Origin of the sequence: Bifidobacterium saguini DSM 23967, assembly GCF_000741715.1 — a bacterium.
GTDB classification, from domain to species: domain Bacteria; phylum Actinomycetota; class Actinomycetes; order Actinomycetales; family Bifidobacteriaceae; genus Bifidobacterium; species Bifidobacterium saguini.
Genome location: NZ_JGZN01000007.1, coordinates 106,079 through 132,219, shown reverse-complemented (window position 1 = coordinate 132,219; position 26,141 = coordinate 106,079). Strand labels below are relative to the sequence as shown.

General features: G+C 56.1%; 22 protein-coding genes and 3 tRNA genes. 16 read left to right on the top strand and 9 right to left on the bottom strand.

Translation table 11 applies throughout. The features are described 5' to 3' along the window. Positions 1-137: 137 nt before the first annotated feature. From BISA_RS05120 to BISA_RS05100, 5 genes are all read left to right on the top strand, one after another. Positions 138-1,307: an ABC transporter substrate-binding protein gene (locus BISA_RS05120; RefSeq protein WP_033890608.1), complete on the top strand. Its 1,170-nt coding sequence runs from the start codon at positions 138-140 to the stop codon at positions 1,305-1,307. 34 nt (positions 1,308-1,341) lie between these two features. Next, positions 1,342-2,274, top strand: coding sequence for an ABC transporter permease (locus tag BISA_RS05115; protein ID WP_033890607.1), 933 nt, complete (start codon positions 1,342-1,344; stop codon positions 2,272-2,274). After that, entirely contained in the window at positions 2,271-3,143 is an 873-nt protein-coding gene (locus BISA_RS05110; protein WP_033890606.1) for an ABC transporter permease, read from the top strand. Before BISA_RS05115 ends, BISA_RS05110 begins: the two co-directional genes overlap by 4 nt. 3 nt (positions 3,144-3,146) lie before the next feature. Beyond that, the gene (locus BISA_RS05105) at positions 3,147-4,391 is read left to right on the top strand and encodes an ABC transporter ATP-binding protein (RefSeq protein WP_033890605.1); all 1,245 of its coding nucleotides are present in this window, start codon (positions 3,147-3,149) and stop codon (positions 4,389-4,391) included. A 221-nt stretch (positions 4,392-4,612) separates the two neighbouring features. Then, positions 4,613-5,692, top strand: a complete 1,080-nt coding sequence (locus tag BISA_RS05100; protein WP_033890604.1) for a CPBP family intramembrane glutamic endopeptidase — start codon at positions 4,613-4,615, stop codon at positions 5,690-5,692. Positions 5,693-5,766: 74 nt separating this feature from the next. On the opposite strand, the gene BISA_RS05095 is transcribed toward BISA_RS05100, so the two are convergent. The 6 genes from BISA_RS05095 to BISA_RS13470 all read right to left on the bottom strand — a co-directional run bounded on the left by BISA_RS05095 (position 5,767) and on the right by BISA_RS13470 (position 11,210). Continuing rightward, complete coding sequence (locus BISA_RS05095; protein ID WP_033890602.1) at positions 5,767-6,564, bottom strand: mechanosensitive ion channel family protein; 798 nt, start codon at positions 6,562-6,564, stop codon at positions 5,767-5,769. Between the two features lie 87 nt (positions 6,565-6,651). Further along, positions 6,652-8,082: an aspartate ammonia-lyase gene (locus BISA_RS05090; protein WP_081890018.1), complete on the bottom strand. Its 1,431-nt coding sequence runs from the start codon at positions 8,080-8,082 to the stop codon at positions 6,652-6,654. Positions 8,083-8,166: 84 nt separating this feature from the next. Then, positions 8,167-8,811 carry a TetR/AcrR family transcriptional regulator gene (locus BISA_RS05085; RefSeq protein ID WP_033890599.1) on the bottom strand — a complete coding sequence of 215 codons (645 nt, stop codon included), beginning with the start codon at positions 8,809-8,811 and terminating at the stop codon, positions 8,167-8,169. Positions 8,812-8,910: 99 nt separating this feature from the next. Beyond that, positions 8,911-10,239, bottom strand: coding sequence for a DUF2974 domain-containing protein (locus BISA_RS05080; protein WP_033890598.1), 1,329 nt, complete (start codon positions 10,237-10,239; stop codon positions 8,911-8,913). 195 nt (positions 10,240-10,434) lie between these two features. Beyond that, complete coding sequence (locus BISA_RS05075) at positions 10,435-10,992, bottom strand: methylated-DNA--[protein]-cysteine S-methyltransferase (protein ID WP_033890597.1); 558 nt, start codon at positions 10,990-10,992, stop codon at positions 10,435-10,437. 92 nt (positions 10,993-11,084) lie between these two features. Then, positions 11,085-11,210 carry an NAD(P)H-dependent oxidoreductase gene (locus tag BISA_RS13470; protein ID WP_161786488.1) on the bottom strand — a complete coding sequence of 42 codons (126 nt, stop codon included), beginning with the start codon at positions 11,208-11,210 and terminating at the stop codon, positions 11,085-11,087. 278 nt (positions 11,211-11,488) lie between these two features. Here BISA_RS13470 and BISA_RS05070 point away from each other — a divergent pair. The 3 genes from BISA_RS05070 to BISA_RS05060 all read left to right on the top strand — a co-directional run bounded on the left by BISA_RS05070 (position 11,489) and on the right by BISA_RS05060 (position 11,788). After that, positions 11,489-11,561 (top strand) — tRNA-Gly (locus BISA_RS05070). Between the two features lie 41 nt (positions 11,562-11,602). Beyond that, a tRNA-Val gene (locus BISA_RS05065) sits at positions 11,603-11,674 on the top strand. 41 nt (positions 11,675-11,715) lie between these two features. Next, positions 11,716-11,788, top strand: a tRNA-Val gene (locus BISA_RS05060). A 35-nt stretch (positions 11,789-11,823) separates the two neighbouring features. Here BISA_RS05060 and BISA_RS05055 read toward each other — a convergent pair. Next, on the bottom strand, positions 11,824-13,053 hold the full coding sequence (locus tag BISA_RS05055; RefSeq protein WP_033890596.1) for an esterase/lipase family protein: 1,230 nt from the start codon (positions 13,051-13,053) through the stop codon (positions 11,824-11,826). Between the two features lie 132 nt (positions 13,054-13,185). On the opposite strand from BISA_RS05055, the gene BISA_RS05050 reads away from it, so the two are divergent. Next, the gene (locus tag BISA_RS05050; protein WP_033890595.1) at positions 13,186-13,809 is read left to right on the top strand and encodes an HAD family hydrolase; all 624 of its coding nucleotides are present in this window, start codon (positions 13,186-13,188) and stop codon (positions 13,807-13,809) included. 83 nt (positions 13,810-13,892) lie between these two features. Here BISA_RS05050 and BISA_RS05045 read toward each other — a convergent pair whose 3' ends face one another. Beyond that, complete coding sequence (locus BISA_RS05045; RefSeq protein ID WP_033890594.1) at positions 13,893-15,416, bottom strand: amino acid permease; 1,524 nt, start codon at positions 15,414-15,416, stop codon at positions 13,893-13,895. Positions 15,417-15,640: 224 nt separating this feature from the next. On the opposite strand from BISA_RS05045, the gene BISA_RS05040 reads away from it, so the two are divergent. Then, positions 15,641-16,924, top strand: coding sequence for an MFS transporter (locus BISA_RS05040; protein WP_033890593.1), 1,284 nt, complete (start codon positions 15,641-15,643; stop codon positions 16,922-16,924). A 10-nt stretch (positions 16,925-16,934) separates the two neighbouring features. Here BISA_RS05040 and BISA_RS05035 read toward each other — a convergent pair whose 3' ends face one another. Continuing rightward, on the bottom strand, positions 16,935-17,951 hold the full coding sequence (locus BISA_RS05035) for a PfkB family carbohydrate kinase (RefSeq protein ID WP_033890592.1): 1,017 nt from the start codon (positions 17,949-17,951) through the stop codon (positions 16,935-16,937). A 339-nt stretch (positions 17,952-18,290) separates the two neighbouring features. Here BISA_RS05035 and rpmB point away from each other — a divergent pair, with 339 nt between their 5' ends. The 6 genes from rpmB (at position 18,291) to BISA_RS05005 (ending at position 26,097) form a co-directional block, all read left to right on the top strand. After that, positions 18,291-18,485 carry a 50S ribosomal protein L28 gene (gene rpmB, locus BISA_RS05030; protein WP_033890590.1) on the top strand — a complete coding sequence of 65 codons (195 nt, stop codon included), beginning with the start codon at positions 18,291-18,293 and terminating at the stop codon, positions 18,483-18,485. A 73-nt stretch (positions 18,486-18,558) separates the two neighbouring features. Continuing rightward, positions 18,559-21,048 (top strand): ATP-dependent DNA helicase RecG, encoded by a 2,490-nt coding sequence (locus tag BISA_RS05025; protein WP_033890589.1) that lies wholly within the window; start codon positions 18,559-18,561, stop codon positions 21,046-21,048. 68 nt (positions 21,049-21,116) lie between these two features. Continuing rightward, entirely contained in the window at positions 21,117-21,836 is a 720-nt protein-coding gene (locus BISA_RS05020; RefSeq protein WP_033890588.1) for a sulfite exporter TauE/SafE family protein, read from the top strand. A gap of 15 nt (positions 21,837-21,851) precedes the next feature. Continuing rightward, complete coding sequence (locus tag BISA_RS12225; protein WP_051917346.1) at positions 21,852-23,024, top strand: PucR family transcriptional regulator; 1,173 nt, start codon at positions 21,852-21,854, stop codon at positions 23,022-23,024. Between the two features lie 428 nt (positions 23,025-23,452). Next, positions 23,453-24,814: an aminotransferase class III-fold pyridoxal phosphate-dependent enzyme gene (locus BISA_RS05010; RefSeq protein ID WP_033890587.1), complete on the top strand. Its 1,362-nt coding sequence runs from the start codon at positions 23,453-23,455 to the stop codon at positions 24,812-24,814. A 152-nt stretch (positions 24,815-24,966) separates the two neighbouring features. Further along, a complete protein-coding gene (locus BISA_RS05005) occupies positions 24,967-26,097 on the top strand; it encodes an iron-containing alcohol dehydrogenase family protein (RefSeq protein ID WP_033890585.1) in 1,131 nt (376 codons plus the stop codon). The last annotated feature ends 44 nt before the right edge of the window (positions 26,098-26,141 follow it).

The following is a 26,141-nucleotide window of genomic DNA, read 5'->3' as shown; positions in this document are numbered from 1 at the left end:
TGAACGCCAGTGTCGGGACAGATAACCCGCATATGTTCGAGTCTTGGAATTATGGGCTGCATCAATTAACGCCCCGACTCCCAGGATTCGGCCTTATCAAGCCGTGTCTGGATGTATGTTGAGCAAAGGAATAATCAATGAACAATCTGCGTAAGATCGCGGTTGCCTCTGTGGCTGCCGTGCTCGCGTTCTCGATGGCCGCTTGCGGCTCCTCCAACGCTTCCTCTGATGGTGGCAACTCCGGTTCCACCGGCAAGGCCGTCAAGGTGAATGAAAAGTCCGCCAAGGCCACCTCCCTTTCTGACTTCGGCACTATGGACGATCTGGTCAAGGCCGCTGAAGAAGAAGGCGCCCTGAACGTCATCGCTCTGCCGCACGACTGGTCCAACTATGGCGAAGTGATCAGCACCTTCAAGAAGAAGTACCCGAAGATCAAGATCACCGAGCTCAACCCGAACGCTTCCTCCAAGGAAGAGCTCGACGCTGCCAAGACCAACAAGGGCACCGACGCCGCCCCTGACGTGTTCGATGTCGGTCAGTCCATCGCCGCCACCTCTACCGACGCTTTCGCTCCGTACAAGGTGCAGGCTTGGGATAAGATTCCGGACGAGAACAAGGATGCCAACGGCGCTTACTACGCCGACTACACCGGCATTATGTCCATCGGTTGGAACAAGGACAAGTATGGTGACGTCAAGTCTCTGAACGACCTGCTCGACCCGAAGTTCGCCGGCACCGTGGCCCTGAACGGCAAGCCTGCCGAGGCTGGCGCTGCCTTCAACGGCTACCTGATGGTCAACCAGCTCGCTGGCGGCGACATCAACAACCTGCAGCCCGGCCTTGACTTCTTCAAGAAGCTCAAGGACTCCGGCAACCTGACCACCGTTGATGTGACCAACGGCACCATCGACTCCGGCCAGACCGGTGTGGTGATGGACTGGACCTACAACCAGGCTTCCTACAAGAAGGAACTGAAGTCCAAGGGCGTGAACTGGGAGTACAAGACCTTCCCGAAGGCTCAGGTCGTCAGCTACTACAACCAGGCCATCAACAAGGACGCTCCGCACCCGGCCGCTGCACGCCTGTGGGAAGAGTACCTGTACACCGCTGAAGCCCAGAACCTGTGGTTCAAGGGTGGCGCCAACCCGGTGCTGCTTGACTCCATGAAGCAGGATGGCACTGTTGATCAGGACACTCTGAAGGATGCCGTGACCATCGAGGGCAAGCCGGTCTCCTACTCCAACGATGATGCCAACCGCATCACCGAATGGCTCCAGAACAACTGGGACAAGACGATCGGCAACTGAGAGTAAGTTTCTCGGGAAAAGGTCTGAACACATTATGACCGCTGCAATCGCACAGAATGGACCTGCCGCCTCCAAGGCCGCGGGTCCGTCCGCTACTTCCGTTTCCTCCGTGTTGGCCAAGCACCGTCAGGAACTCGGCACCATCGCCGTTTCCCTGCCGTTCTTCGCTTACACCGCTTGCTTCCTGCTGGCTCCTACGGTGATTGTGATCATCGGTGCCTTCCAGGATCGCAATGGTGCCTTTACCCTCGCAAACTTCAATAACCTGTTCGCGCCGAACACCATTGCCGCATTTGTCACGTCGATTTTGGTTTCCATCGCATCCTCGGTGATTGGTGCCGTAGTGGGTGGCCTCGCCTCCTATGCGCTGGTGATTGGTGCCAAGCCGAATGGTTTGCTGCGTCGCTTGATTTCCGCCATCTCCTCGGTGCTTGCCCAGTTCGGTGGCGTGATGCTGGCATTCGCCTTCATCGCCACCATCGGCATCAATGGCATCGGCACTATGCTGATCAAAACTCTGACCGGTTACACGGTGAACCCGAATTGGCTGAGCTCCCTGCCAGGCTTGGTGACGATTTACTGCTACTTCCAGATTCCGCTGATGATCATCATCTTTCTGCCGGCGGTCGATTCGATTCGTCCGCAGTGGCGTGAGGCCTGCGAATCCTTGGGAGGCAACACCTTCCAGTACTGGACGCGCGTGGCACTGCCGATCTTGGCACCCCGCTTCATCTCCGCGTTCCTGTTGCTGTTCGCCTCCGCATTCTCCGCATACGCCACTGCAGCCGCTTTGTTCTCCCAGCGTTCGATTCTGGTGCCGCTGATGATTCAAGGCGCTATGCGTAACGAAATGGACGCCAATCAGCAGGGCTTCGCTCAGGTACTGGCGTTCGCAATGATCGTGGTCGTGGCCATTGTAATGCTGTTGAGCCACGCTGTAGAAAAGAGGGCTGGACGTTGGCAATGAACGAAACCTCTACGACTACTGCAGCTTCCACTGTGAAGCCGCCGCAGCTGCGCGCCGCACGCATTCGCAAGCAGAGCATCATCAAATTCGTGATTCTGTTTGTGACATTGGCTTTCCTGTTCGTGCCGCTGCTGGCCATGCTGATCTTCACGCTGCGTCATCCGCTGTCCGGCCGCTGGTCTGCCGCGCCGTGGATTGCGATTTTCACCGGTAACGGTGAATCTCTGGGTGCCGACCTGACCGTGCTGTGGCAAGGCCTTGGTACTTCGCTGGCTCTGAGCGTGGTCACTGTGGTGATCATGCTGCTGCTGATGGTACCCACGATGGTGATTGTGCACATTCGCTCCAAGGCATTGGAGCGTGTAATCGAATGGGTGGCGACGCTGCCGCTGACCATTCCTGCCATTGTGCTGGTCGTTGGTCTGGGCCCAATCTACCGTTGGCTGTCCGCCGACGTGCTCAACACCAACCCAATCTGGCTGTGCTTCGCCTACGTGATTCTGGTCATGCCGTTCGCCTTCCGCGCGATTGCCGTGGGCCTGAACTCCATTGATGTGAAGACTTTGGTTGAGGCTTCGCGTTCGCTGGGTGCATCCTGGCCAAAGGTGTTCTTCCGCGTGATTATTCCGAACCTGTGGCAGTCGATTCTTTCTGCCTCTTTCATTTCCATTGCCGTGGTGCTGGGCGAATACACCGTCGCCTCGCTGCTCGGCCGCATGAACCTGCAGGTCGCGCTCTACCAGCTCGGCCAGTCCAACTCTCAAATCTCCACCGCCATGTCGCTACTTGCTTTGCTCTTCGGCGTGGTGCTGCTCGTCGCACTCGATTTGATCTCTGATGCGATGCGCAAATCTAAGGAAGGTAAGTAAGCCATGACTCTCGATCGCAATACCGCGACGGCACCTGTTGCTGCCAGCGCAGCCGCCGTTGAAGACGCATTCAAAAACGACCCCACCGCCACCCTCGAAGGCGTGCAGGGCAAGGATGTGACCAAGGCCGCCAAGGCCCTTTTGAAGGACTCTGCAAAGCGTGGCGGCGGCTCCATCCAGATGCAGGATGTCGTCAAGATTTACCCCGGTGCCACTAAGCGCGCGTTGGACGATTTCAACCTGGACATCAAGCCTGGTGAAATGGTGGTACTGCTCGGCGGTTCCGGCTGCGGCAAGTCCACGGCCCTGCGCTCGCTGGCTGGCCTTGAAGACATTCAGGGTGGTCGCATCATGGTCGGTGGCCAAGATGTGACTGGCGTGCCGGTGAACAAGCGTGAGATGGCTATGGTGTTCCAGGCCTACTCGCTCTTCCCGCATATGACTGCTCTCGAGAATGTGGAGTTTGGCCTCGAGGTGCGTGGCGTGAGCAAGGAAGAACGCCGCAAGGTGGCTATGGAACAGCTTGAACTGGTGGGCTTGGCTGATCAGGCCAAGAAGTACACCCAGCAGATGTCTGGTGGTCAGCAGCAGCGTGTGGCTCTGGCCCGTGCACTGGCCATCAAGCCGCGCGTGCTGCTTCTGGATGAGCCGCTCTCCGCACTGGATGCCAAGGTTCGTGTGCAGCTGCGCGACCAGATTCGCCGTATTCAGCTCAGCACCGGAACCACCACCGTGTTCGTGACCCACGATCAGGAGGAAGCCTTGGCCGTGGCCGATCGTATCGGCGTGATGAACAAGGGCAAGATTGAGCAAATCGCCGCCCCGCAGGACCTCTACCAGCGCCCGGCCACCGAATACGTGGCCACCTTCATCGGCTTGACCAACCGGCTGCCCGGTGCCTCCAATGGTGAGGAAGCTGTGGTGTTCGGCCAGCGCTTGCCGCTGATCTCCGGTTCCGCCAAGGGTGATTCGGTCGCCGTGCTGGTGCGTCCGGAGAACCTTGCGCTGTCGCTGCCTGACCAAAACGATTCCAAGGTCGGTGAGCGTGCTCGCGTGGAAGTCATTCACTTCCTCGGCTCTCTGGTGCGTGTGGACACCGTGATTACTTCCGGTGAATTCCAGCGCTGGAACAAGGGCGAGCAGCTGAAGGTCACCGTGCAGCTGCCGGCCAACGAGCTGCCAGCTGGTCTGTCTTCCGGCGATGATGTCATCGTCACGCCGCGTCCGGTTGCCGCGCTTGCTTGCTGAGTGTCGCTAGATTGATGGAATGAGCCGCCAACAGTAATGCTGGCGGCTCATTTTTTCGTAAATAGTGTTGTCTTCGTGAAGAGAAGCCACTGAGTGCCTGTCAGCGGCTTCTTTTCACGAAGTTAAGTATTGACTCGAAAATTCAGGCCGCTACCGTTGCCGCATCTTGTTCCGTATCCTGAGAACAAAGGACACGAGCCGTACTAAGTAGGGGAATGAGTATGAGCCAACCGATGCCGCAACAGCAGCCGCAACCGTCTTTGCCACAGCAGAACCTTCCGCCATCGCAGTGGTCGGAAGCGCCTCAACCATCTCAGCCTCAGCGCAATTGGTGGTTTGTGGCGCATCGTCGCTTTGCCTTGATCGGTGTGGCACTCACTCTGATGATAATGTTCTGGCTTGGTCTGAATTTCTTGGTGACCGGCGCTTTGCATCAGCTGTTTGGCTCCAACGTGCCCGCTTGGGCTTCATTATTGGCTTCTTCTGGACCGCTCTACGTGGTGGCAATGCCGCTCAGCATGCTGATTTTCACACTGGTGCCGGCAATCAAGACTCGTCAGTATGCCATGAAACCCGGCGAATTTATCCAACTGTTCATCATGTGCGTGCCGGTGATGTACCTAGGCAACATTATCGGCAATATGCTCTCCGCTGTTATGACGGACGGTCAGGCTACCAACAGACTCAATAGTGTGGTGGCAGGTAATGATTGGTGGGTGAATGCGCTCTATATCGGCATTCTGGCCCCTATATTCGAGGAATGGATTTTCCGCAAGGAGATTATTTCCCGCGTTCGTCGGTATGGTGAGAAAACCGCGATGGTCCTCTCCTCGCTAGCGTTCGCCTTGTTCCACATGAACTTGTTCCAGTTCTTCTACGCTTTTGGCCTAGGCCTGATTTTCGGGTACGTTTACATGCGCACTTCGAAACTTCGCTACACCATCGCCATGCATATGCTCATTAATCTCAATGGAACGGTACTAGCGCCGCTGCTGTTGAAGGCGGTGGATCCGAAGCTGCTAAATGGTGGCATGAGTCAAAGCGAAATCATGCAGATGATGGAAAGTGGCAACATAGGTGGCGTGGAGATTGTCGGCATGTATGGCACAGCGCTTATCGCACTGCTGATTGCCGGCATTGTGCTGCTGGTGCGATGGAGTCGGCAGCATCGTTGGGAATTCTATCCCGCTCCTGAGGAACTGCCAGCCGGACTGAAAGTCCGCACTGCATACGCGAACCCTGGTGTCATTGTGTACCTGCTGCTCACTGTGGGGCTCACCGTGTGGATGCTGTTTGTGTGATACTGCGATAGTGCCGATATGAAAAAGCCGAGACTCTGCAAGGTCTCGGCTTTTTCATATCAGCGAAGTTGTCGTTACAGATTATCGGAGGAACCACCGTCTTCCACCAGATACTGCTGATCCGATTCGGCAATGGCGCGGGCGGCTTTATCGCGAATAGTAGAAAGCAGCACGCCTTGGCGGGCAAACAACAGTACTTCGCCGGTCATGCCGTAAGGGGAAAATCCGGTGAACTTTACCAGCGGCGGTTGGCCTTCCAGAGTCAAGTCCGCGATGGCTGGAGTTACAAGGGCAAGGATGTTACGGCTGACTTCGCTGGGGTCGCTGGACGCTTTGGCCGTGAACTCCAATGAGGTCATGCTTTCGCTCAATGGGGCCAGCTTGGTCAGTGCCGCTGTATTGAGCACAGAATTTGGAATGACCATAATGTCGCCACCGCGGGTGCGCACGGCGGTATGACGCCATGTAATGTCATGCACCACGCCGGTTACACCCTGCACGGTCACCAGATCGCCAGGCTGAATCACACGGCCAAGCATCAGGCCGAAGCCGCCAATCACATTCGCAATCGTATCCTTGAGGCCCAGCGATAAGGCAACACCGCCAACGCCAAGAGCAGTAACCAATGTGGTCGGATTAATGCCGAACACTGGTTGCAACACCATAGCGATAGCTGCCACCCAAATCAGCACGCGCGTCAGATTGACGAAAATCGAGGCGCTTGGAATCTGGGAATTATCCAGTACCGTTCTCAGCAGTCGGCTCAATACGCGGTCGGCAGCAAACGCCACCACGATCATCAGAATCAGCCAAATCAGTCGGCCGGTGTTCGCTTGGAACCATTGCGCAACAGTTGTTTCAAAATCACCCATAGTGCTCACTGTATCGAGAGTATTGGTGGAATCTGTGGAGATAGGTGGACGTTTGCTGAATGTGCAGAGGTCCGCAAACGTTCTCGACTACTCCTGATGCTCGCGGCAGGTCTGGCCAAGTCCTCGAGCCAAACGAATCGGATCGAGAATCTCATCGAGTTGCTCAGCAGGCAGATCAGTGCGCTCGCCGGCTACTTCACGGACCGTGCGACCTGTGTGAACCGCTTCGGCCGCAATATCCGCAGCCTTCTCATAGCCGATGTAGTGGTTGAGCGCGGCGGAAATCGAAGGAGAAGATTGTGCATAGGCGCGGCCGATTTCAGCATTGATTTCAATACCTTCCACACAATTGGTGCGGAAGATTGTCATGGCGCGGGTGAGCAACGCCATGCCGGTAAGCAGCTCATGCACCATCAGCGGGTCGAATGCGTTGAGCTGTAATTGACCCTCGGCAACAGCCCAATTCACGGTTACATCCATGCCGAAGATGCTGAAACAGCATTGGTTGACGCATTCTGGAATCACCGGATTCACCTTGGCCGGCATAATCGACGAACCAGCCTGACGGGCCGGAACATTGAGGTCATTGAAACCGCAGCGTGGGCCGGAATTGAGCAGACGCAAATCGTCGGCTGCCTTCTTGAGATGCACGGCCAAGCTTTTCACGGCGGCGGATGTGGCCACATAAGCGCCCATATCGGTCATGGCGGCCACTGGGTCGGGAGCAGCGGTAATGGGTAGGCCGGTGATATTCGCCAAATGCTCAGTGGCGGATTTACGGAATCTGAGGTCCGCGCAGATGCCGGTGCCGATGGCGGTGGCGCCAAGATTCAGCTGGGCCAGTAGCGGAACCACGCGGTCGAATGCGGCCAAGTCGGACTTCAACAGGGTGGCGAAGGAGTGGAACTCCTGACCGTACGTCATTGGCACGGCATCCTGCAACTGGGTGCGGCCAATGGTCACATCGTTGATGTGTTTATCCGCCAGATCATGGAATGCCTTGGCCAGCTTTTTGGTGGCCTCAGCCAGCGGTCCGATGGCATCGATCAGTGCCAGTTTGCAGGCGGCAGGATAGGTGTCGTTTGTGGATTGAGATTCGTTGACATCATCGTTGGGGTGAATGTAATGATAATCGCCGCGCTTATGGCCGGCGATCTCCAATGCGCGGTTTGCGATGACCTCGTTCATGTTCATATTCGACGAGGTGCCGGCACCTCCCTGCATCACGTCAACCGGGAATTGGTCGGCAAGCTTGCCGAGTTCGATTTCCTGACAAGCCTGGCGAATCGCTACGGCTTTGGCATGATCGAGCAGTCCGAGTTCCTCATTGGCGATGGCGCAGGCGCGCTTAACCGTGGCGTAGGCGCGAATCAGCTCAGGGTGCTGGCCATCGGTGATGCCGGAAACAGGGAAGTTTTCAATGGCTCGTTGGGTGTGAATGCCCCAATACACATTGTCGGGCACCTCTAGTGTGCCGATGCAGTCATGTTCCAAACGGGTGGTGATATGTTCGCTCATAATCCCCATCTTCCTGTGTTGCGGTCTGAAACGCCAGCATTGAGGGTGGATTGCGCCTTGTGAGAAACCTTGTGAGGCGAAGTGCTAGCTATCCAGTTTTCGGGCGTTATGTGCGAAGATGCGGTTCCAATACGTGAGCATATTCTCGCGGCTCATGGCAAGATAAATGCCCATAGCCAGTACGGCCACATCTTCCTTGAGCAGGTCCTTCAGCTCTATGGTGCCGCTCAATTCCGGCCAGCGTTGCAGTACGGCCAGCATACCGCCAACAGAGAATTCGACCATCAGATCGGTTTTCAAATCAAGGTTATCGGGGTCTTTTTGCAGCATGCTGATCATTTGCAAGCGTGTGAAGTCGCGCAGTGATTCAGCGAGCTCAACCGTGCTATGCGGGCCGGCGAGTAGAGCCAAACGGTCGAGACGACGATGCTGATTGGGGTCCGAGAGCAAGGCGGTGACGCGTTGACGCCATTGCTCTTCAGGATCGCCACTTGGGTCTGGAGCTTGGTTGATCGGGATGGCTTCCACCTGATGCATGATGGCGGAATCGGCCAATTCGGGAAGGCTGGAGAAATGATAGTAGAAGGAGTTTCGGTTCACGCCGGCTTCGTGCACCACATCGGTGACGGTGATCTTGCGGTAATCGCGGTCGGCGAGCAGTTCCCAGAAGGCGTTTTCCAGACGGTCTCGAGCGGGAAGCACTTCGGAGTCATTGCGTGGGCGTGGCATGGTGTCCTCTTTCGCTGCTGTTGTGAGAGTGGTCAGGGTGTCTAATTTTGAAAATTATTATACAATCCAACTAATTTTTGGCAAGCGATACCATCCGCATTATTGTTCAGCGGATTGCTGAGATTCAGGTTGAGGTTCTGCCTCCGATGGCTGTGATGATGGCTGTGATGCTTGAGCTTGTTGCGGGCGCTTCGACTTGGCGGTGGAAGCGCGGAACAAAATCAGTAATGCTGAAGTCAGATGGCGGCGATCCTCAGGCGTAAGACCAACGAAAGCGCCCAGCATTGATGGAATCGATGCCGGGAATCTGCTCATCATTTCACTGAAACTATTGGCACCCGTGGCATGCAGCACAGTGAACAAAGCATCCACAGCGCGCTCGCGTTGCTCAGTAGTCAGATTCGTAATCCACTGGTTCAATTCCTCATTGAACAATTGCGAACTTGAACTTAAATCCGGTTCGGTGACGAACCTGTCACCATCCACCTGCCAGGTATAAGCCGAATGCTGCATGATGCCTTCCGAATCGGAGGCCACCACGCGGCAAGGCTCTGGGGTATCGAAAATCATGCCCACAATCGAGGAACTGGGCACGATTTTCGTCACCTTCGGCTGAATACCCAAATAGGCGGGACTGGAAACCACATACGACGGGAAACCGGGGCTGTCCAGCGAATAGACGTGCTGAATACGCTTCTGTACGGCAGGCTCCGCATTCATCGCGGCGTAAATGGCCAGATTGCCGCCTTTCGAATGCCCCACCAAAATAATCGGACCAGCCCAAAGACGTGCGACGGTATCCAGATAGGCGCTGGCGGCACGTTGGGCAGGCACTGGGTACTGGAAGGTCATGTTGAAATCTTCCTTCCAGCCGATGAGTGAATCATCGGTGCCTCTAAAGGAGATGACCAGTGTGCCTTTATGCGTGGGGTTGCGGCGGTTGCGGCCATCCGGCAGCTGGAATGTGGCGGCTGCGAACTGTGTTTGTTCGCCTCGGTTGACATGTTCCACCACTGCGCCGAGTCGCACGTTGGCAAAGCGCGAGGATTGCGCGCATGCCTGGAACAAATCGTGGGTAAGGTCAGGGTTGATAACCGACACCACTTGAGGCTCATGCGGCTTGTCGTCGGCAGTTGAGGCGAGCGAGCGGTGCAGTTCCTGATTCGCTTCCGCAAGACTCACCGATTCAAGCGCAGGGCGCCAGAGATTCTTCAACCAAATAACAGGATGCTTGGGCTCGAAAGCGCGCAGACGCGACGCGAATGAGGCGCCGGCCGATGGCTGGGACTCGTCCAACATAAGTGTGGGACTGATATTGGCCACATCCTCATAAATCAGTGTGGCAATCACCAGTGCATCGACTTCGTTGAATGGTTCTGCCTGAAACGAGCGTTCCTCGGCGTGCACGTATTCGATGATGCCACTCATACTGTGCCCCCTTGGTTGCGGCTCGTTACTCAGCTTGATCGCCTGGCCGGTGAAGTTGCCTTATTGCCCGTTCCTGCTTTTAAGAATATTACGAATGTGATTACCGGCCCGTCTGTGACTCTCTCATGGCGAACTATTTCAATGGTTTTCTCGCCATTCCTGGAGTTGATGATGGGTATGGATTGCAGCGAGTGGCTATTGCTGCATGGGGCCGAGGTCGAAGCGCGATAGGTCAACATGTTCATGCTCCAATAATTCGGCTTTGACATCCAGCCTTCCACCATATCCACCAAACGATCGGCCTGCCCCGACTACTCGATGGCAGGGCACGATGATGGTGATGGGGTTATGCTTCACAGCGCCACCCACCGCTTGCGCAGCCATTCGCCCGCCGCCTCGGCGTTCAGCAAGTTCGGCGGCCAGCTCACCGTAAGTCACCGTTTGCCCGTATGGAATCTCCGCTACCAGTTGCCAGACTTCCTTCTGGAAGGGCGTGCCATGCGGTGCAAGCGGGGGAGCGGAGTCAATGCTTGGGCACCCGCCGGCAAAATAGGCGGCAAGCCATTGACGGGTTTGCTGAAATACTGGCAGATTCGTATCTCCCGCGGTGCATTCGGATGCGTTGGTTTTTGCCCACCACCAATCTTCAAGGCAAAGTTCCGTGAGCGAGACGCCATCCGAGCCCATAAGCATTCGACCGATGGGCGTCTCTGCCGTGGCGCGGAATGTGGCGGATGGTAATGATGATGTCATACTGTCTATTATTGGTCTGACGTAAATGTAAAACCCTGCCAATCGGTGTTGATTGGCAGGGTTTTACGCTAAAGAAGCTAGAGAACCGGAACTCAGGCCTCAACGAACTTCAGGAAAGCGTCGGCCTCGGCGGCAAGCTTGGTCTTGCCTTCGTCGGCCAGCTGGTGGTTGAAACCGTTCTTGTGCAGGCTGCCCACAACGAATAGAAGCTTGGTCATTGCATCCCCCTTGTATTAGGTGTTTACCGAAAATCATTGTGCGCCGCGGTGTCTGACAATTGCTTCGCGTTGGGCGTAGAGAGCAGCGTGTGGCGAACTATTGTGAGCAAGGTCACATTGAGATGGAATGAGTGGGAGTGATCAGCGAGAGTGGAGCATGATGTTTTGCGGTGATGCCGCTCGTGGAAAAACGTTGAAATTCTGCGGAGACACGCGGGGATGATGCATTTTTCCGCAAAGTAGCGTATCTTATTCACCTGTTGCTTCAAACAACACATGCGGACATAGCTTAGTTGGTAAAGCGCAACCTTGCCAAGGTTGAGACCGCGGGTTCGAGTCCCGTTGTCCGCTCTCGGAAGACTGAACATTTGATTCAGTCTGATGGATGACCCGGGCGGTTGGCGCAGTGGTAGCGCACTTCCCTGACACGGAAGGGGTCACAAGTTCGAATCTTGTATCGCCCACTCGCATAGGCCGGCTTTGTGCCGGTTTTTCTATGCCAATCGGGCGATTGGCGCAGCGGCTAGCGCACTTCGTTCACACCGAAGGGGTCGTAGGTTCGATTCCTACATCGCCCACCCGATTTCCCGCCCAGCTAGGCGGGATTTTTTGTTTACAAACCGCGCTGCTTCAAGGCCGCCACTATCTGCACATAGAACTCACGTACATCGAATCCCGGAATATTCTCGCGGTTGAGATCGATCATATCCGCGTGGGAAATACCTCGAGTGCCGTTTGGCTCCAACCAAGTAAACCGTTCACCCCACGGGAATGACGGTTGGGCCACGAGCCCATCATTCGGACCGTCAAACCATTTGACCAACGGGTAGGTGAAATTGAGTGGGAACTTGCCTGTGGTGGCATGGGCCAGCTTGGAGCCGACGCTTTGGCAGATGATGCCGGCGAACGGTCCTGTGGTGCTCGCGTTGCCATGAAGCTCATTCGCATCGCCGATCTCGGCATTGAGCCGAGCGCATCCGGCCTGAGTTAAATCATGTACAGCTGCCATGAAATCGGGCTGCTTATCGCCCAGATGCGAGGCTGCGGTGTTGTATGCCGCTTCTACTTGTTTTTGTGCGGCAAGGGGAATCTTTTCCAGGAGATAGTCGGCGAAACCACAGCCGCGATGCGGTGTATTAATGGTGGTCAGCGACGCAACATATGGTGCCGCACCGCAGCGCGCAATGGCATAGCGCATGTCCAATCCACCCTTGGAATGCGCGATGACATTGACTTTGCCGCAGCCGGTGGTCTGAACAATGTGCAGGATGCGTTCGGTCAGCTCTCGTGCAGAATCCGGCACCGATGCTGCGGACTGATGATTGCCGTAATAAATCACCGCACCATTGCGTTGCAATTCAGCGGGAATACGCCCCCAATAATTCAGCGCTTTTGTGTCGCGGGAGAATACGCCGTGCACCAATAGCACGGGGTAGCGCGTGGCGCAGATGCGAGCTGCAGCGCGAGCGCGATTGAGCTGTTCCTTTGCCGATTCAAAACGTACTTCCTCATCTACTGTGCGGATAATAAGCCGCAGTGCAATAAGGTTGGCAATGGGAATCCAGCCACACAGCACGCCGATAACACGAATTTTGATGCCAAGCTGCACTGAAGTGACATAGACGGTGATAATGCCGATCCAGAAAATAATGGATTCGAGAATGATGGTGAGTGCTAGGGCGACTGTCCAGCTTGGCCAGCTATTTGCCCAAGGCGTTGGCCAGTCGGCGGCCAACATGGTGGTGAGGGAAGCGATGAGCGTCACAGTGGCAATAAGTGTGGTCCACCAGAAAATCCTGAGCATAATGACGCCGAAGCGGCATGCGGCAATGCGACCGGTCATAGTGCCTATGGTAGGCGCGAATAATCCGCGCACACTTTGGTGGAGATGAACAATACGTGTAGGGATTCTTGTTCCTTTTCCGGGCATATTTTTCTCGGACGGTGATGCTGTGCGGGGTCTACACTGTGCAGCATGGCTGGATTGGCTCGATACTCCAATGTGATTTTCGATTTTTGCGACGTCTTAGTTGATTGGCAGCCGCGTGTGCCGCTGGAAGGGCAGGCACCGGACGAGGTAATCGACCATCTGTTCGACCGCAATGATCCCTATGGTTTCTGGCATTACGACGAGCTCTCTGATCTTGGTTGGAGCGAGGAGAGGATTCTGGCTGATTATGCCCGGCATCATGGGTTATCTGGAGGCGAACAGGAGCAAGCGTTCCGGCTGTATTTTGAGCGTCAGAAACTGGCATTGGTGGGTATGCTGCCAGGGATGCCGGAAATTTTGCATGATTTAGATGCTGCAGGAGTGCGCTGCTGGGGCTTGACCAATTTCACAGTCAAGTACGTTGATGCAGCTCGTGAGCTATTCCCGGCTTTGGGATTACTCAAGGACGTTGTGGTTTCCAGTGCCGAACAGATTCACAAACCGGATCTTGAAATCTTCAAGCGAGCCATCGCCCGCTTTGGTATAGACCCTGCATGCACCGCATTCGTGGACGATAAACCGTGGAATGCCGAAGCCGGCACTGCGGCAGGCTTGCACGGCATCCGCTTCACTGGTGCTGATGCGCTGCGCGCCCAGCTGTTCGGCTAACAGGCATACGAACTGATATTGATATGGCAAGGTCCTGATTGCGGGAACAATCAGGACCTTAAAAGGAAGTTGATGAGAGCTGTTTACGGCAACTGTAGCGGCTCGTCTTCCTCTCGCGGATGCTTCTTACGCCACCATTGCTGCACGAAGTATGCGGCATAGCAAAGCGCAAGGAATGCCAGCTCCGCGCCCAGCGCGAATCGCTGTTCCTTATCGAAGAAGACCAGCAGGAACGAAGCAGTGCACAGAATGAACGCACCCCAAGAAGTCCACGGATAGCCTGGAGTACGGTACTTCAACTCCTCTGCGGTATGCCCCGAAGCAATCCAACGCTTGCGGAACACAATCTGGCAGTAGGCGATGGCGATCCACACCACCACTGCGGACAAACCGGAAAGCGCCACCAGTACCAGATATACGGTGGATGCAGCCACCACGGAAGAGAGCAGCGCCAACAGACCACCGGCCATAGCTGTGCACAGTGCCAGCACCGGCACACCGTGGCGATTCGTCTTGGCAAACCAGTGAGGAATCATGCCCTCATGGCCCATCGACCACACCATGCGCGTGGAAGCGTAGAGGCCGGAATTGGAAGCGGAGAGCACAGCGGTCAGCACCACGAAGTTCATAATATCCGCGGCATACGGAATGCCGATGGAACTGAACACCAGCACGAACGGGCTTTCGCCCACACCGGCTTCGCGCCACGGAATCAAAGCGCACATCACCACAATGGAGCCAATGAAGAACAGCACCAAACGCCACAGCGTAGTGTGAATAGCCTTCGGCACGGCGGTTTCCGGGTCTCGCGTCTCGCCAGCGGTCACGCCAATAAGCTCAGTGCCGGAGAATGCGAAGTTCACAGTCAAGATCGTGGCGAACACCGGCATGAAACCATTCGGGAAGATACCGTCCTTCACCAGATTGCCGAACATGGGGGCGTGGCTATAGCCCTTCATCGGAATAATGCCGAAAATCGCCAGCAAGCCGATGGCGATAAACGCACAAATGGCAAACACTTTAATAGAGGCAAACCAGAACTCAGCCTCCGCAAAGAATCGAACGGACAGTGCGTTCAATGTAAAAATCAGCACAATGCAGGCCGCTGACCATGCCCATGTTGGCGTATCCGGGAACCAGCGTTGCATCAATAGACCTGCTGCCGTGAACTCTGAGCCGAGCGCCACAGTCCATGTGAGCCAATACTGAATTGCAATCACGAAGCCGGTGCCTGGGCCAATGAACTTTTCCGCATAGACATGGAACGAACCGGTGACCGGCATTGCTACGGACAGTTCGCCGAGCGTCAGCATCACCAGGTACACAATCACGGCGCCAATGGCGTACGCCAAAATCGTGCCCATAGGGCCCGCCTGTTGAATCGTATAGCCGGAGCTCAAGAACAGGCCTGTGCCGATCACGCCGCCGAGCGAAATCATCTGCAGATGGCGTGATTCCATGCCACGCTTCAGATTTGTGTGCAGCGCGTGCTTGGTGTGTTCTTTACCGATATGGCTTGGTTCAGTGCCGGCGGTGTCGGCGTTGCTGGTGCCATCGTTCACTGTGGACGGCGACTGTGCCGCCTGGTCGGTTTCGGGTTGACTCATGTTGCTCTCTCTGACATGCGCGTTCCGTGGATAGACTCCCACAAGAGAGCCCGGAATAGTATACGTTGAAGGGGCTACGCGTGTACTGCGAACTGTTTTGCGAGGCTTTAGTGATGATGACATTGCCTGATATTGTTCACGTTCCGTTCAACTAAAACGGTGCTTTGCAGCTTTGCTGCACTTTTACGATGGAGACAGTCGTTATTTTGTGAGGAGTATTTTTCATGAGCGCTGCCAACATCGCGTCATCGCCCGCGAGCGGTACCAGTAATAAACTGTCCGCCCGCGAGAAGAAGTGGATTATCTACGATGTGGGCAATTCGGCATTCGTGCTGCTCTCTACCGCCGTGGTGCCGATTTATGCGAAATCTCTGATGCCTTCGGATGGCAACATCGTGTCCGCCTGGGGTTATGCGCAGACGATAGCTTCGCTGGTCATCGCATTGCTGATGCCGCTGCTTGGTTCTATCGCCGATGTGCAGGGCATGAAAATCAAGTTCTTCCTAGGCTTCTTCGGTACTGGCGTGGTGATGTGTTGCGCTATGGCACTGCCGCTAACCTGGCTGCCATTTCTTATTATTTATGTGCTTGCCACCATTGGTTTGAATGGCTCGCTTACGTTCTACGATTCAATGCTGATTGACACCACCACGAACGAGCGTATGGATAAGGTGTCTTCGCATGGGTACGGCTGGGGTTATGTGGGCTCCACGGTGCCGTTCATCGTGTGCATTGCGCTGATTTTCGGCGGGCCCGCACTGTTCGATTGGTCCACTGTAGCCTGCACACGCGCAAGCTTCGTGATTACTGCTGTCTGGTGGGTGGCGTTTACGATTCCGCTGATTACCAGCTACCGGCAGGTGCATTACCGCGCAACCCGCGACCATGCGCGTGAGGCGATTCGCGGCACCTTTACCGAGCTTGGTTCTACGTTCGGCAAGATCGTGAAGAACAAGCCGCTGTGGATGTTCATGCTTGCGTTCTTCTTCTACATCGACGCTGTGAACACGGTGATTTCGATGAGCACCTCCTATGGCACGCAGCTCGGCATCGACTCCACCCAGCTGGTGGTAGCGCTGTTGGTTACGCAGTTCGTGGCCTTCCCGTGCGCGATCTTGTACGGTCGACTGGCCGGACGCTTCGGTTGCAAGCCGATGATCACCGCGGCAGTGGTGGCATACATGGGCATCGTGTTCTTTGCCACGTTCTTTCTGAAGACGGCAGTGGAATTCTGGATTCTGGCGATTTTGGTCGGCATGTTCCAGGGCGGCATCCAGGCGCTTTCTCGCTCGTACTATGGCAAGATCATTCCGAAGGATCACGCCAACGAGTACTACGGCTTCTACGATATCTTCGGCAAAACCGCTTCGATCTTGGGTACGTTCCTAGTCGCCACAACGACTTCCCTGACCGGCAACGCCAGTTTCGGTGTACTTTCTATTGCCATCCTTCTGGTCGTCGCCCTGGTCTTCCTCACGTTGCAGAAAGATCCGACCAGGGCGGCGTGATATTCAGCCTTCAGCCTTGCAATAGTGCGGCTGCCTCGTCATACTCAGGGCATTGAGGCACGCCATTGATACTGCGGGTAATGGCGATGGATGTGGCGGCATTGGCCAGTTTGACGGCATCGGTGAGATCACGCCCCTCGGCCAGCATGGCGCACATTACACCGGTATGGCAGCCGCCTGCGGAACGGGTGTGCACCGCCTTGGTGGGGAATCCTGGAATGTGCACGGTCTCTCCGCCTGGCTCGCGTACCCAAGCGCCTAAGGAACCTACGCGTACCACCAATGGGGCGCGCAACGTATGGCCAAGACCATCACATAACTGGTGCATGAAATCATCCAAGCCGCCGCCGATAGTCACCTTGCTGTCATCAATCGGTGCACCGAGACGCTCAGCCAAAGTGGTGGCTTCTTGACGATTGCACGACCAAATCGGGCGTGCGAGCACCAAGTCCTCAAGCATATGGTCGTTCACCAAGCGCAGCGTATTGGTGGGGTTGATGACGAGTGCATAGTCGCGTTTGGTTGGGTCGGTGCCGGCTCGCAATAGGAATCCGTCCACGCCGGCTGCGGTATGGTCCATCAGCGTATTGCCGCTGATATGCACCACATCATGATCCTGCGGCTCCAACATGTCGAACGTGTCCACGCCGCCATGAGCTTCAGCACCATAGGAGGCGATGAACGTTTTCTTCGGCTCCCCGGAACTCAGCACAACGCGGAAGCCGGAATCTTCATCCAGCCGGTCCTGGCCGATATGGTTGATGCCGTTATCTTGGAATGATTGGCGAATGAAGTTGGCCCACAATCCGTTGCCGAGAATGCCGGCGTGCTCGGATTGCACACCCATGCGGCTTGCCGCTTCCAGCACGCGGTAACTGCCGCCGATGGCAGGCTTGGGGTGGTCGGCCACGGCAAAGCCGCCCTGCGGAGGTACGGCGTCCACGTTCATCATGATGTCTACCCACACCTGCCCCAAAGAAATCACGCTCGGGTGATGGGTGCCAATGCCTCTTCTCAGGTCTAACATGCCAGCCTCCTTTTGCTAGTCCATGCCGCGGGCGACGTACTACCATGCACGTTGAGTGCCGCGGGGAGCCCCTTCGCTCCTGTTCCCTTATATCGATGTTATATGGGAGTTGGCTGGAACGGTCAATAGACGCGTCGGTGAGTTGTATCGAATTTCGAGGCGTTCCGCTAAACTCGCTCAAAGTGCTCAAGCTGTCATTGCCGCGGCATGATACACGCAAGGGTTGCGGTTGTCGGTATTGGGCTATATATTTGTGAAGTTGTGTGTTCGGCATGTCGGGCAAAACCGGCGGTCGGACGCGTGAAAGACTTGAAACATCAAGGTTTAAGGGAGTCCATCATGGCAGCTCGTTGCGCAGTGTGCGGTAAGGGTCCGCAGACCGGTTACACCGTATCTCATTCGCACCGTCGTACCAAGCGTACCTTCCGCCCGAACCTGCAGTCTGTGCGCACCACCATCGACGGCGAGAACACTCGCCTGCGCGTGTGCGGCAAGTGCCTCAAGGCTGGCAAGGTTCAGCGCGTGGCCGCGTGAATCACGTATTGACGTCTACAAAACCCGCTTAGCTTCGGCTGAGCGGGTTTTGTTTTAACTAGAATGGGCCGCTATGAGCATTACGTTGAGCACCGCACTGGCATCGCTGATTACCAATAAGCGACGAGTGTCCGCGCTCAAATCGCTGGGCGTCACCACGGTGGGCGAGGCTCTGACCTATTTCCCCTTCCGCGTCACCGACCCAGTACGTCTGCAAACACTCCGCCAAGTACAGATTGGCCAGCAGATGGCATTCGTGGCTGCGGTGCGGGATGTGCGCGTAGTGCCCGGCCGTATGCTGCGCGTGATCGCCACTGTTGATGATGCCGACTTCGCTCGCGCGCACAATATGCCCAGCGGTACCGCTCAGCTCACCTTCTTCGGCGGACGTAAAAACTATATCGACTGGGTGAGTATGCGGCTCAAGTCCAGTCCGATACTGGTGGTCTCCGGTGTGCCAAGCGAATATATGGGGCAGCTGCAGTTTACTCATCCTGATTTTCTTACCGTGGCCCCGCCCGAGTTCGCAGCCGCAAGCCAGCAGCACATGAGCGCAAGGCTCAAGTATGATGCTGATTCCATTGACGAGGCTGTCTTACGGGTGACTCGTCCGCGCCCGGTCTATCATGCCAGCTCGCGCATATCCTCCGAGCATATTCACGAGACGATTCTGAATCTTCTATGGATGATGGGTGCGCGCACTTCGGCTTCGCAAAGTGCGCAAGCTGCTCTAGTGCCGCCGTCTACCAGCAGCATTGCTGTGCAACCGGGGGAGGAAATGATTGCGCAGCCAGAAGATATGGCTGCGGGTAATCTCGAAAACTCGGCGACGGTTGGCGCATTGGCTCAAACCATCCCCGATATTCTGCCCGAATCAGTTCGCGAGGCCAAGAACCTCATGCACAGGGCCGAGGCATTCCTCGCTATCCATGATCCCGATTCGCGAGACCGATTCAATGAAGCCATCGCAACATTGCGCTACGAGGAGGCTTTCATTTCCCAGGTCTCGCTGTTAAAGGCCCGGACTCATGCGCATAAGTCCGCAGCTCACCCCTGCTCCTTGGGGGAAACGTCAGTAAATGCTGCGGAAAGCGGCAGTAGTGTGCACAGTCTCCGCGACCAGTTCATCAGCGCTCTGCCGTTCACCCTCACCGCTGGTCAGCAGCAGGTAATCGATGACATTGCAGCCGACCTATCCCGAGACTGGCCAATGCAGCGCCTGCTGCAAGGTGAAGTGGGCTCCGGCAAAACCGTGGTGGCGCTCGCCGCCATGCTGCAAGCTGTAGGTGCCGGATATCAGGCCGTGCTCGTGGCACCGACTCAGGTGCTGGCCGAACAGCATGCCGAAACCATTGGCAGGATGGTGGCTGGCCTCAAACCGGAAGTGCTGGTCACGCTCCTGACTGGTGGCATGAAGCTCGCTGCACGTCGCAAAGCATTGGCCGCAGCCGCCAGTGGTGAACCCGGCATTATCGTGGCCACGCATGCCGCATTTTCCAAAACTTTCCAAGCTCCTCATCTGGCGCTGGTGGTGATTGATGAGCAGCATCGTTTTGGTGTGGAACAGCGTGAAAGCCTCAACGCCAAAACCGATGACGGTACCACGCCGCATCTGTTGGTGATGACCGCAACCCCGATTCCGCGCACTGCCGCTATGACCTGGTTCGGTGATTTGGATATTTCATGGCTGACCGAACTGCCTGGCGGCCGTAAACCCATCCGCACGGTGGTGGTGAACGAAGCCGATGCGCCCACAATGGTGCGCATGTTCCAGCATATTCGCGCGCGTATTGATGCGGGGGAGCGGGCATACATCGTCTGCCCTCGTATCGATGAGGATAGTGATGCGGAAGCGTCGGTAAGCAAGCGCAAACAGAGTGACGCCGAAAGCATTGGCATCGATAATCCTTACGAAACTTATGACGATAACGGTGAAGCCGAGGCTCACCCGCCACTGCACTCGGTGGAGGAGATTGCCGATCGACTGCAAAAACTCCCGCAATTCGCCGGTATCGAGTTCGCCACGCTGACCGGACGCGATAAGGATGATGTCAAAACTCAGGTCATGGCTGATTTCGCAGCCGGCAAGACGCCGATTCTGGTATCCACCACAGTGATTGAAGTCGGTGTGGATGTGAAACAGGCCAGCTGCATCGTGATTTTCGATGCTGACCGTTATGGCCTCTCCCAGCTGCACCAGCTACGCGGACGTGTAGGCCGAGGCGGAACCAACTCGTGGGCGTTCCTGATTTCGCGCGCAGAACCCGGATCGATTGCCGAGCAGAGGCTCGAAGTCATCCATAACTCGCTTGATGGAGCCGAAATCGCCCAAGCCGACCTGGAATTCCGCGGCGCCGGCGATGTGCTGGGCGACGCCCAATCCGGTGGCAAGTCCAGCCTGAAACTGTTGCGCGTGGTCAAGGATGCGGACATGATTGCCGATGCGCGCGCTCGCGCCGAACAAGTATTGACTGCCGACCCAGAGCTCGCGAACGATGTGCAACTGGCCGGAGCGGTGCTCGATTTCACGCGCGGTAACGAAACTTTCCTGACCTCCAACTGAGACCGTAACGCGCCAGTTTACGCAAGCTCGCTACGGTGTGGGCCAGTCTACCTATACAAGGAGGGCCCATGAGCGAGACTGTGCGCGATGTGTTGTTTGTGGTCGTGCTATTCGCGGCGAACGTGATTCAGGCAATCACCGGATTCGCGGGAACCGTGCTTGCCATGCCGTTCTCCATGCTGCTGCTCGGTACCGATACCGCCAAAGTAGTGCTGAATATCACCACATTGCTGGCATGCTTATGGCTCGGTGTGCAACATCATGCGCATATTCGATGGAAAATCCTCGGTGAGATGGTGGGGCTTATGGCCATTGGCATGGCGGCCGGCGTAGCGCTCTATGCTGTGCTGCCGCTCGACCCTCTGCAGAAGGCCTACGGCGTGTTCATCATCGTGATTGCGCTGAAGAATCTGATATGGCCATCGCACGCCGAGCCGCCGCACTGGCTGCTTGTCATCATCGTGTTATTAGCCGGTGTGATTCATGGCATGTTCATCTCTGGCGGTGCGCTACTGGTGATTTATGCCGCGGTACGACTGAAAAACAAAGACGAATTCCGTGCCACGATGGCATGTGTATGGGTGGCGTTGAACTCAGTGCTGGCTGTGCAGCAAGGGATATCTGGTGTGATGACGCCGCATGCGCTGATGCTCGCCGCAGTGTCGATTCCACCGCTGATTGTGGCGATTATCATCGGCAATCATCTGCAAAAGCGGGTGAGCCAGCCGGCTTTCTTGAAACTGACCTATGTGCTGCTGGTGATTTCCGGTGCCTCGATTGTGCTGTAGCGGAGAGGAGCTGCAATGACCGTCCGATTGAAGGAATTAGTGGAGCAGGCCGCCGATAAGGATATGGTGCTGGTGGCTGGCAAAGGCGGACTTGATCGGTCGGTGAGTTGGGTTCACATGGTCGAAAACGAGGAGATTGCCGGCTTCTTGGAAGGCCAGGAAATCGCCTTTACCACGGGCATCGGCCTGGAAACACAGGAAGATCTCTACCCGCTGGTCAAAAGTGCCTATGCTTCCGGGGCCACGGGTGTGGTGGTGAACATCGGGCCATTCATCCACCAGATCAGCCCGGATGCGATTCGGTTCTGCGATGAGCACGACTTCCCGCTATTCAAAGTGCCGTGGAGCGTGCACATGGCGCAGATCATGCACAGCTTCAGCTTGGCCATCACGATGAGCGAGAAGCACAGCATGGAGCTGGCCGCCGCATTGGAGAATGCTATCTTCCACCCGGATCGCGAGGAAATGTACCTTGAATACCTCGAGCAATCCGGATTCGGCAAGGATTGGAACTATTGCGTCACCGTGTTCAGCGCGTGCGGAGAAACAAGCGGTCATGATGCCGAGCGCATTGCTAAATACTCGCGTGAAGCCGAATCGTTGATTACGTCGAACCAATGGCGCGTGGCCGTGGCACATATCGAAGAGCGGCTCGTATTGGTGTTTGCCCGCTATACGGCCGAACAGGTGGAAATGATGGTGCGCGAAATCATTGCCGCAATACGCAGCCGCGGAGTGATTCTCGAGCGAACATACATTGGTGTCGGCAAAGTCACCAAGTCCGCCCGGTGCATCGGCAAAAGCTATAATCAGGCGCTCAAACTTGAGCGATTGCAGCATTTGCGTGGGCGCGTGGGCGAGGTTGCGCTCTACGACAATTCAGGTATCGATAAACTGCTGCTTGCCGTTTCAGACCGTGCGATTTTGGAAGATTATTATCAGGACAGCATTGGTCCGCTCGTGGAATATGATCGCGTGAACGGCACTGATTTGACCGAAACGCTGCACGCATACTTCCAGTTCTCCGGCTCGGTTAAGGAGACTGCGGCCAGTATGTTTGTGCATCGCAACACCGTGAGCTACAAACTCAATAAAATCGAGGACATTCTGGGCGTGAGCTTGTCTGATTTTCGTACGCGCGAGTTCCTTTCCGTGGGATTACAAGTGCGCGAGATTCTTGATTGTTAGGAATCGGCTTGCAGCCGATAGATTATTCCGCGAGCTGATGCTCGCATACTTCTCTCCCTCAGCTTCGCTATGCTCAGCAGCTCGACCAGCAATTATGGTGCCTTCGGCCTGATTATTAGCTCGCCTGTCGTCTCGCACCTTGCCTGCGGAGAGTCCACTGGACTCTCCGCTCTACGGCAAGGTCCCATCAGAGGGAGCCGAGGGGCGTATTGTGCTGGAGCACAATCATCTTTAGGTTCTGCAATATAGAACGACAGCGCGTCCGCTCGTAGACTGCAAAGCAATCACGGAATCCACAAGGATTTCATGCAGTCGCCGAACGGATGACATGCAGAACCAAATGTTTCGATTGTGTATCGTGCACATTTCTTTCTCTCATATCGTCTCATCCATTCGGCTCACCAAAGCCCCTAAGAAAGGATGAGACGATGAGCGAATCACTGGCAACCAAGGAACTGACCGGCGAAGAAGTTGCTGAACTGCACCGCGAGTATGTGATGCAGTCCTGGCACAAGCAGGGCGAGCCGGTGATGCCGGTTAAGTCCGCCAAGGGCATCTACGTTTACGACTACGACGGCAACAAGTACGCTGATATGTCGTCCCTGCTGGTGTGTTCCAACCTCGGCCACGAACTGCCGGAGATTGTGGATGCCATCAAGGATCAGGCCAGCAAGATGTGTTTCATGGCACCGGCCTACGCCTCCGAGCCGAAGTCCAAGCTCGCCAAGATGATCGTCGACCTGGCCGGCAACGACTTCTACCAGCGTGTGTTCTTCACCAACGGTGGTGCCGATTCCAATGAAAACGCCATCAAGATGGCCCGCATGGTGACCGGTCGCCAGAAGATCTTCAGCTGCTACCGCTCCTACCACGGCTCCACTCTGGGCGCATCCTTCGCCTCCGGCGACTGGCGTCGTTTCGCCACTGAGGCCGGTGGCGCAGCCCCGAGCTTCGTGCACTTCATGAACCCGAACATGTACGAGGACGGTTTCAACCGCGGTGAGGATGATGAGAAGGTCACTGCTCTGTACCTGAAGCGCCTCGAAGATCAGCTCATTTACGAGAACCCGGATGATGTGGCAGCCATCCTGATGGAATCCATCGTCGGTGCGAACGGCGTGATTCTGCCGCCGAAGGGTTACATGGAAGGCGTGCGCGCCCTGTGCGACAAGTACGGCATCCTGATGATCTGCGACGAAGTCATGGCCGGCTGGTGCCGCACCGGCAAGATGTTCGCCTGGCAGAACTTCGACATCAAGCCTGATATCTTCACTTTCGCCAAGGGTGTCACCTGCGGCTATGTTCCGCTGGGCGGCGTGGTGGTCTCCAAGCAGATTTCCGACTACTTCACCGATCACGTACTGCAGTGCGGTCTGACCTACTCCGGCCATACGCTGGCCTGCGCTGCCGGCGTTGCCGCCGTCAACTACTACGTCGAGCATGATATTGCCGGCCACGTCAAGGAGATGGAAGGCATTCTGAAGCCATTCCTCGAAGAGATGGAAGCCAAGCACAAGTGCGTGGGCGAATCCCGTTGCATCGGCCTGTTCTCCGCCATGACCATCGTCAAGAACAAGGAAACCCGCGAGCTGATGAGCCCGTACCACACCGCCAACCCGGTGATGGGCAAGATCATGGGCGCACTGAAAGACAAAGGCTTCCTGACCTTCGGCCGCGAAACCAACGTGAACATCTGCCCGCCGCTGACCATCACCGCCGAAGAGCTCAAGGCCGAACTGCCCAAGGTTGACGAAGTTCTGACCTGGGTTGACGAAAACTTCTGCGATTGATTGAGTTTCTGGGCTCCCCTTGTCAGGGGAGCTGTCGAACGCAGTGAGACTGAGGGGTAGTTGATACAGGTCCCTGAAGTCTCTCCCCCAGTCACCTTACGGTGACAGCCCCCTCGTCAGAGGGGGCCAATAATACGGAAAAAGGAAACATCATGCTTTGGGATTATCAACAGCCGGTGGCAATTCGCTTCGGCAATGGTCGTGTTCGAGAAATCAAGGATGTGGCCGCTTCGATGGGCTTGACTGAAGGTGGCTTGCTCGTTTCGGAACAACTCTTCGCACAAAACGGCACCGCAGAGAAAATCGTCAAGGACTCCGAAGGCGCCATCAGTGAAATCTTCTCCGATTTCTCACCGAACCCGGACGTTACCGAAGTGGACAAGGCTGCAGCTCTGATTCGCGAAAAGCACCTGAAGTTCGTGGTGGCGATGGGCGGCGGCAGCGCAATGGACCTCGCCAAGTCGGCGGCCAGCATCGCATTAACCAACGATTCCATTGCCGAATATCACGGCACCGGTAAGGCCATGCCACAGGAGCATCTGCCGATTATCGCCGTGCCCACCACAGCAGGCACCGGCTCTGAAGTCACTTGCGTATCCGTGCTCACCAACCGCGCACTCGGCAAGAAAGCGCCGATCGTCTCTGACGGCTTCTTCCCATCCGTGGCCATCATCGACCCGGAGCTCACCTACTCGGTGCCGCCGCATGTCACCGCCTCGACTGGCATGGATGTGCTGAGCCAGGCGATTGAAGGCTACTGGAGCAAAGGCCATCAGCCGATTTGCGACGCTTGCGCCATTCATGCGGCACCACTGGTCTTCAAATACCTGCCTATTGCCGTTGCCGAGCCGAATAACGCGGAAGCTCGACAGAAGATGTGCGAAGCCTCGGTGATTGCAGGTCTCGCCTTTACGCTGCCGAAGACCACATCCTCTCACGCCTGCTCCTTCCCGCTGACCAATATTCACGGCATTCCGCACGGTGAGGCTTGTGGCCTGACACTCGACTGGTTCGCCCGCATCAACAAGGACGCCCAGCATGGCCGCGTACAGGAATTCGCGCGAGCCATCGGTTTTGAGGATGTCGATGCAATGGCCGACGCCATCCACGAGCTCAAAGTCAAGGTGGGATTGCGCACCGGATTGAAGGACCTCAACCTGAGCGCCGAGCAGATTGCCGACTTGGTGCGCATCAGCCGCCACCCGAACCTGTACAACAACCCAGTCGAAATCACCGATGAGATGCTCCAAGACATGTACGAGCACCTCGCCGCAACCGATTGAGACCGCGGAACTATTCAGCGGCACCTCACAACACCACACAAGGA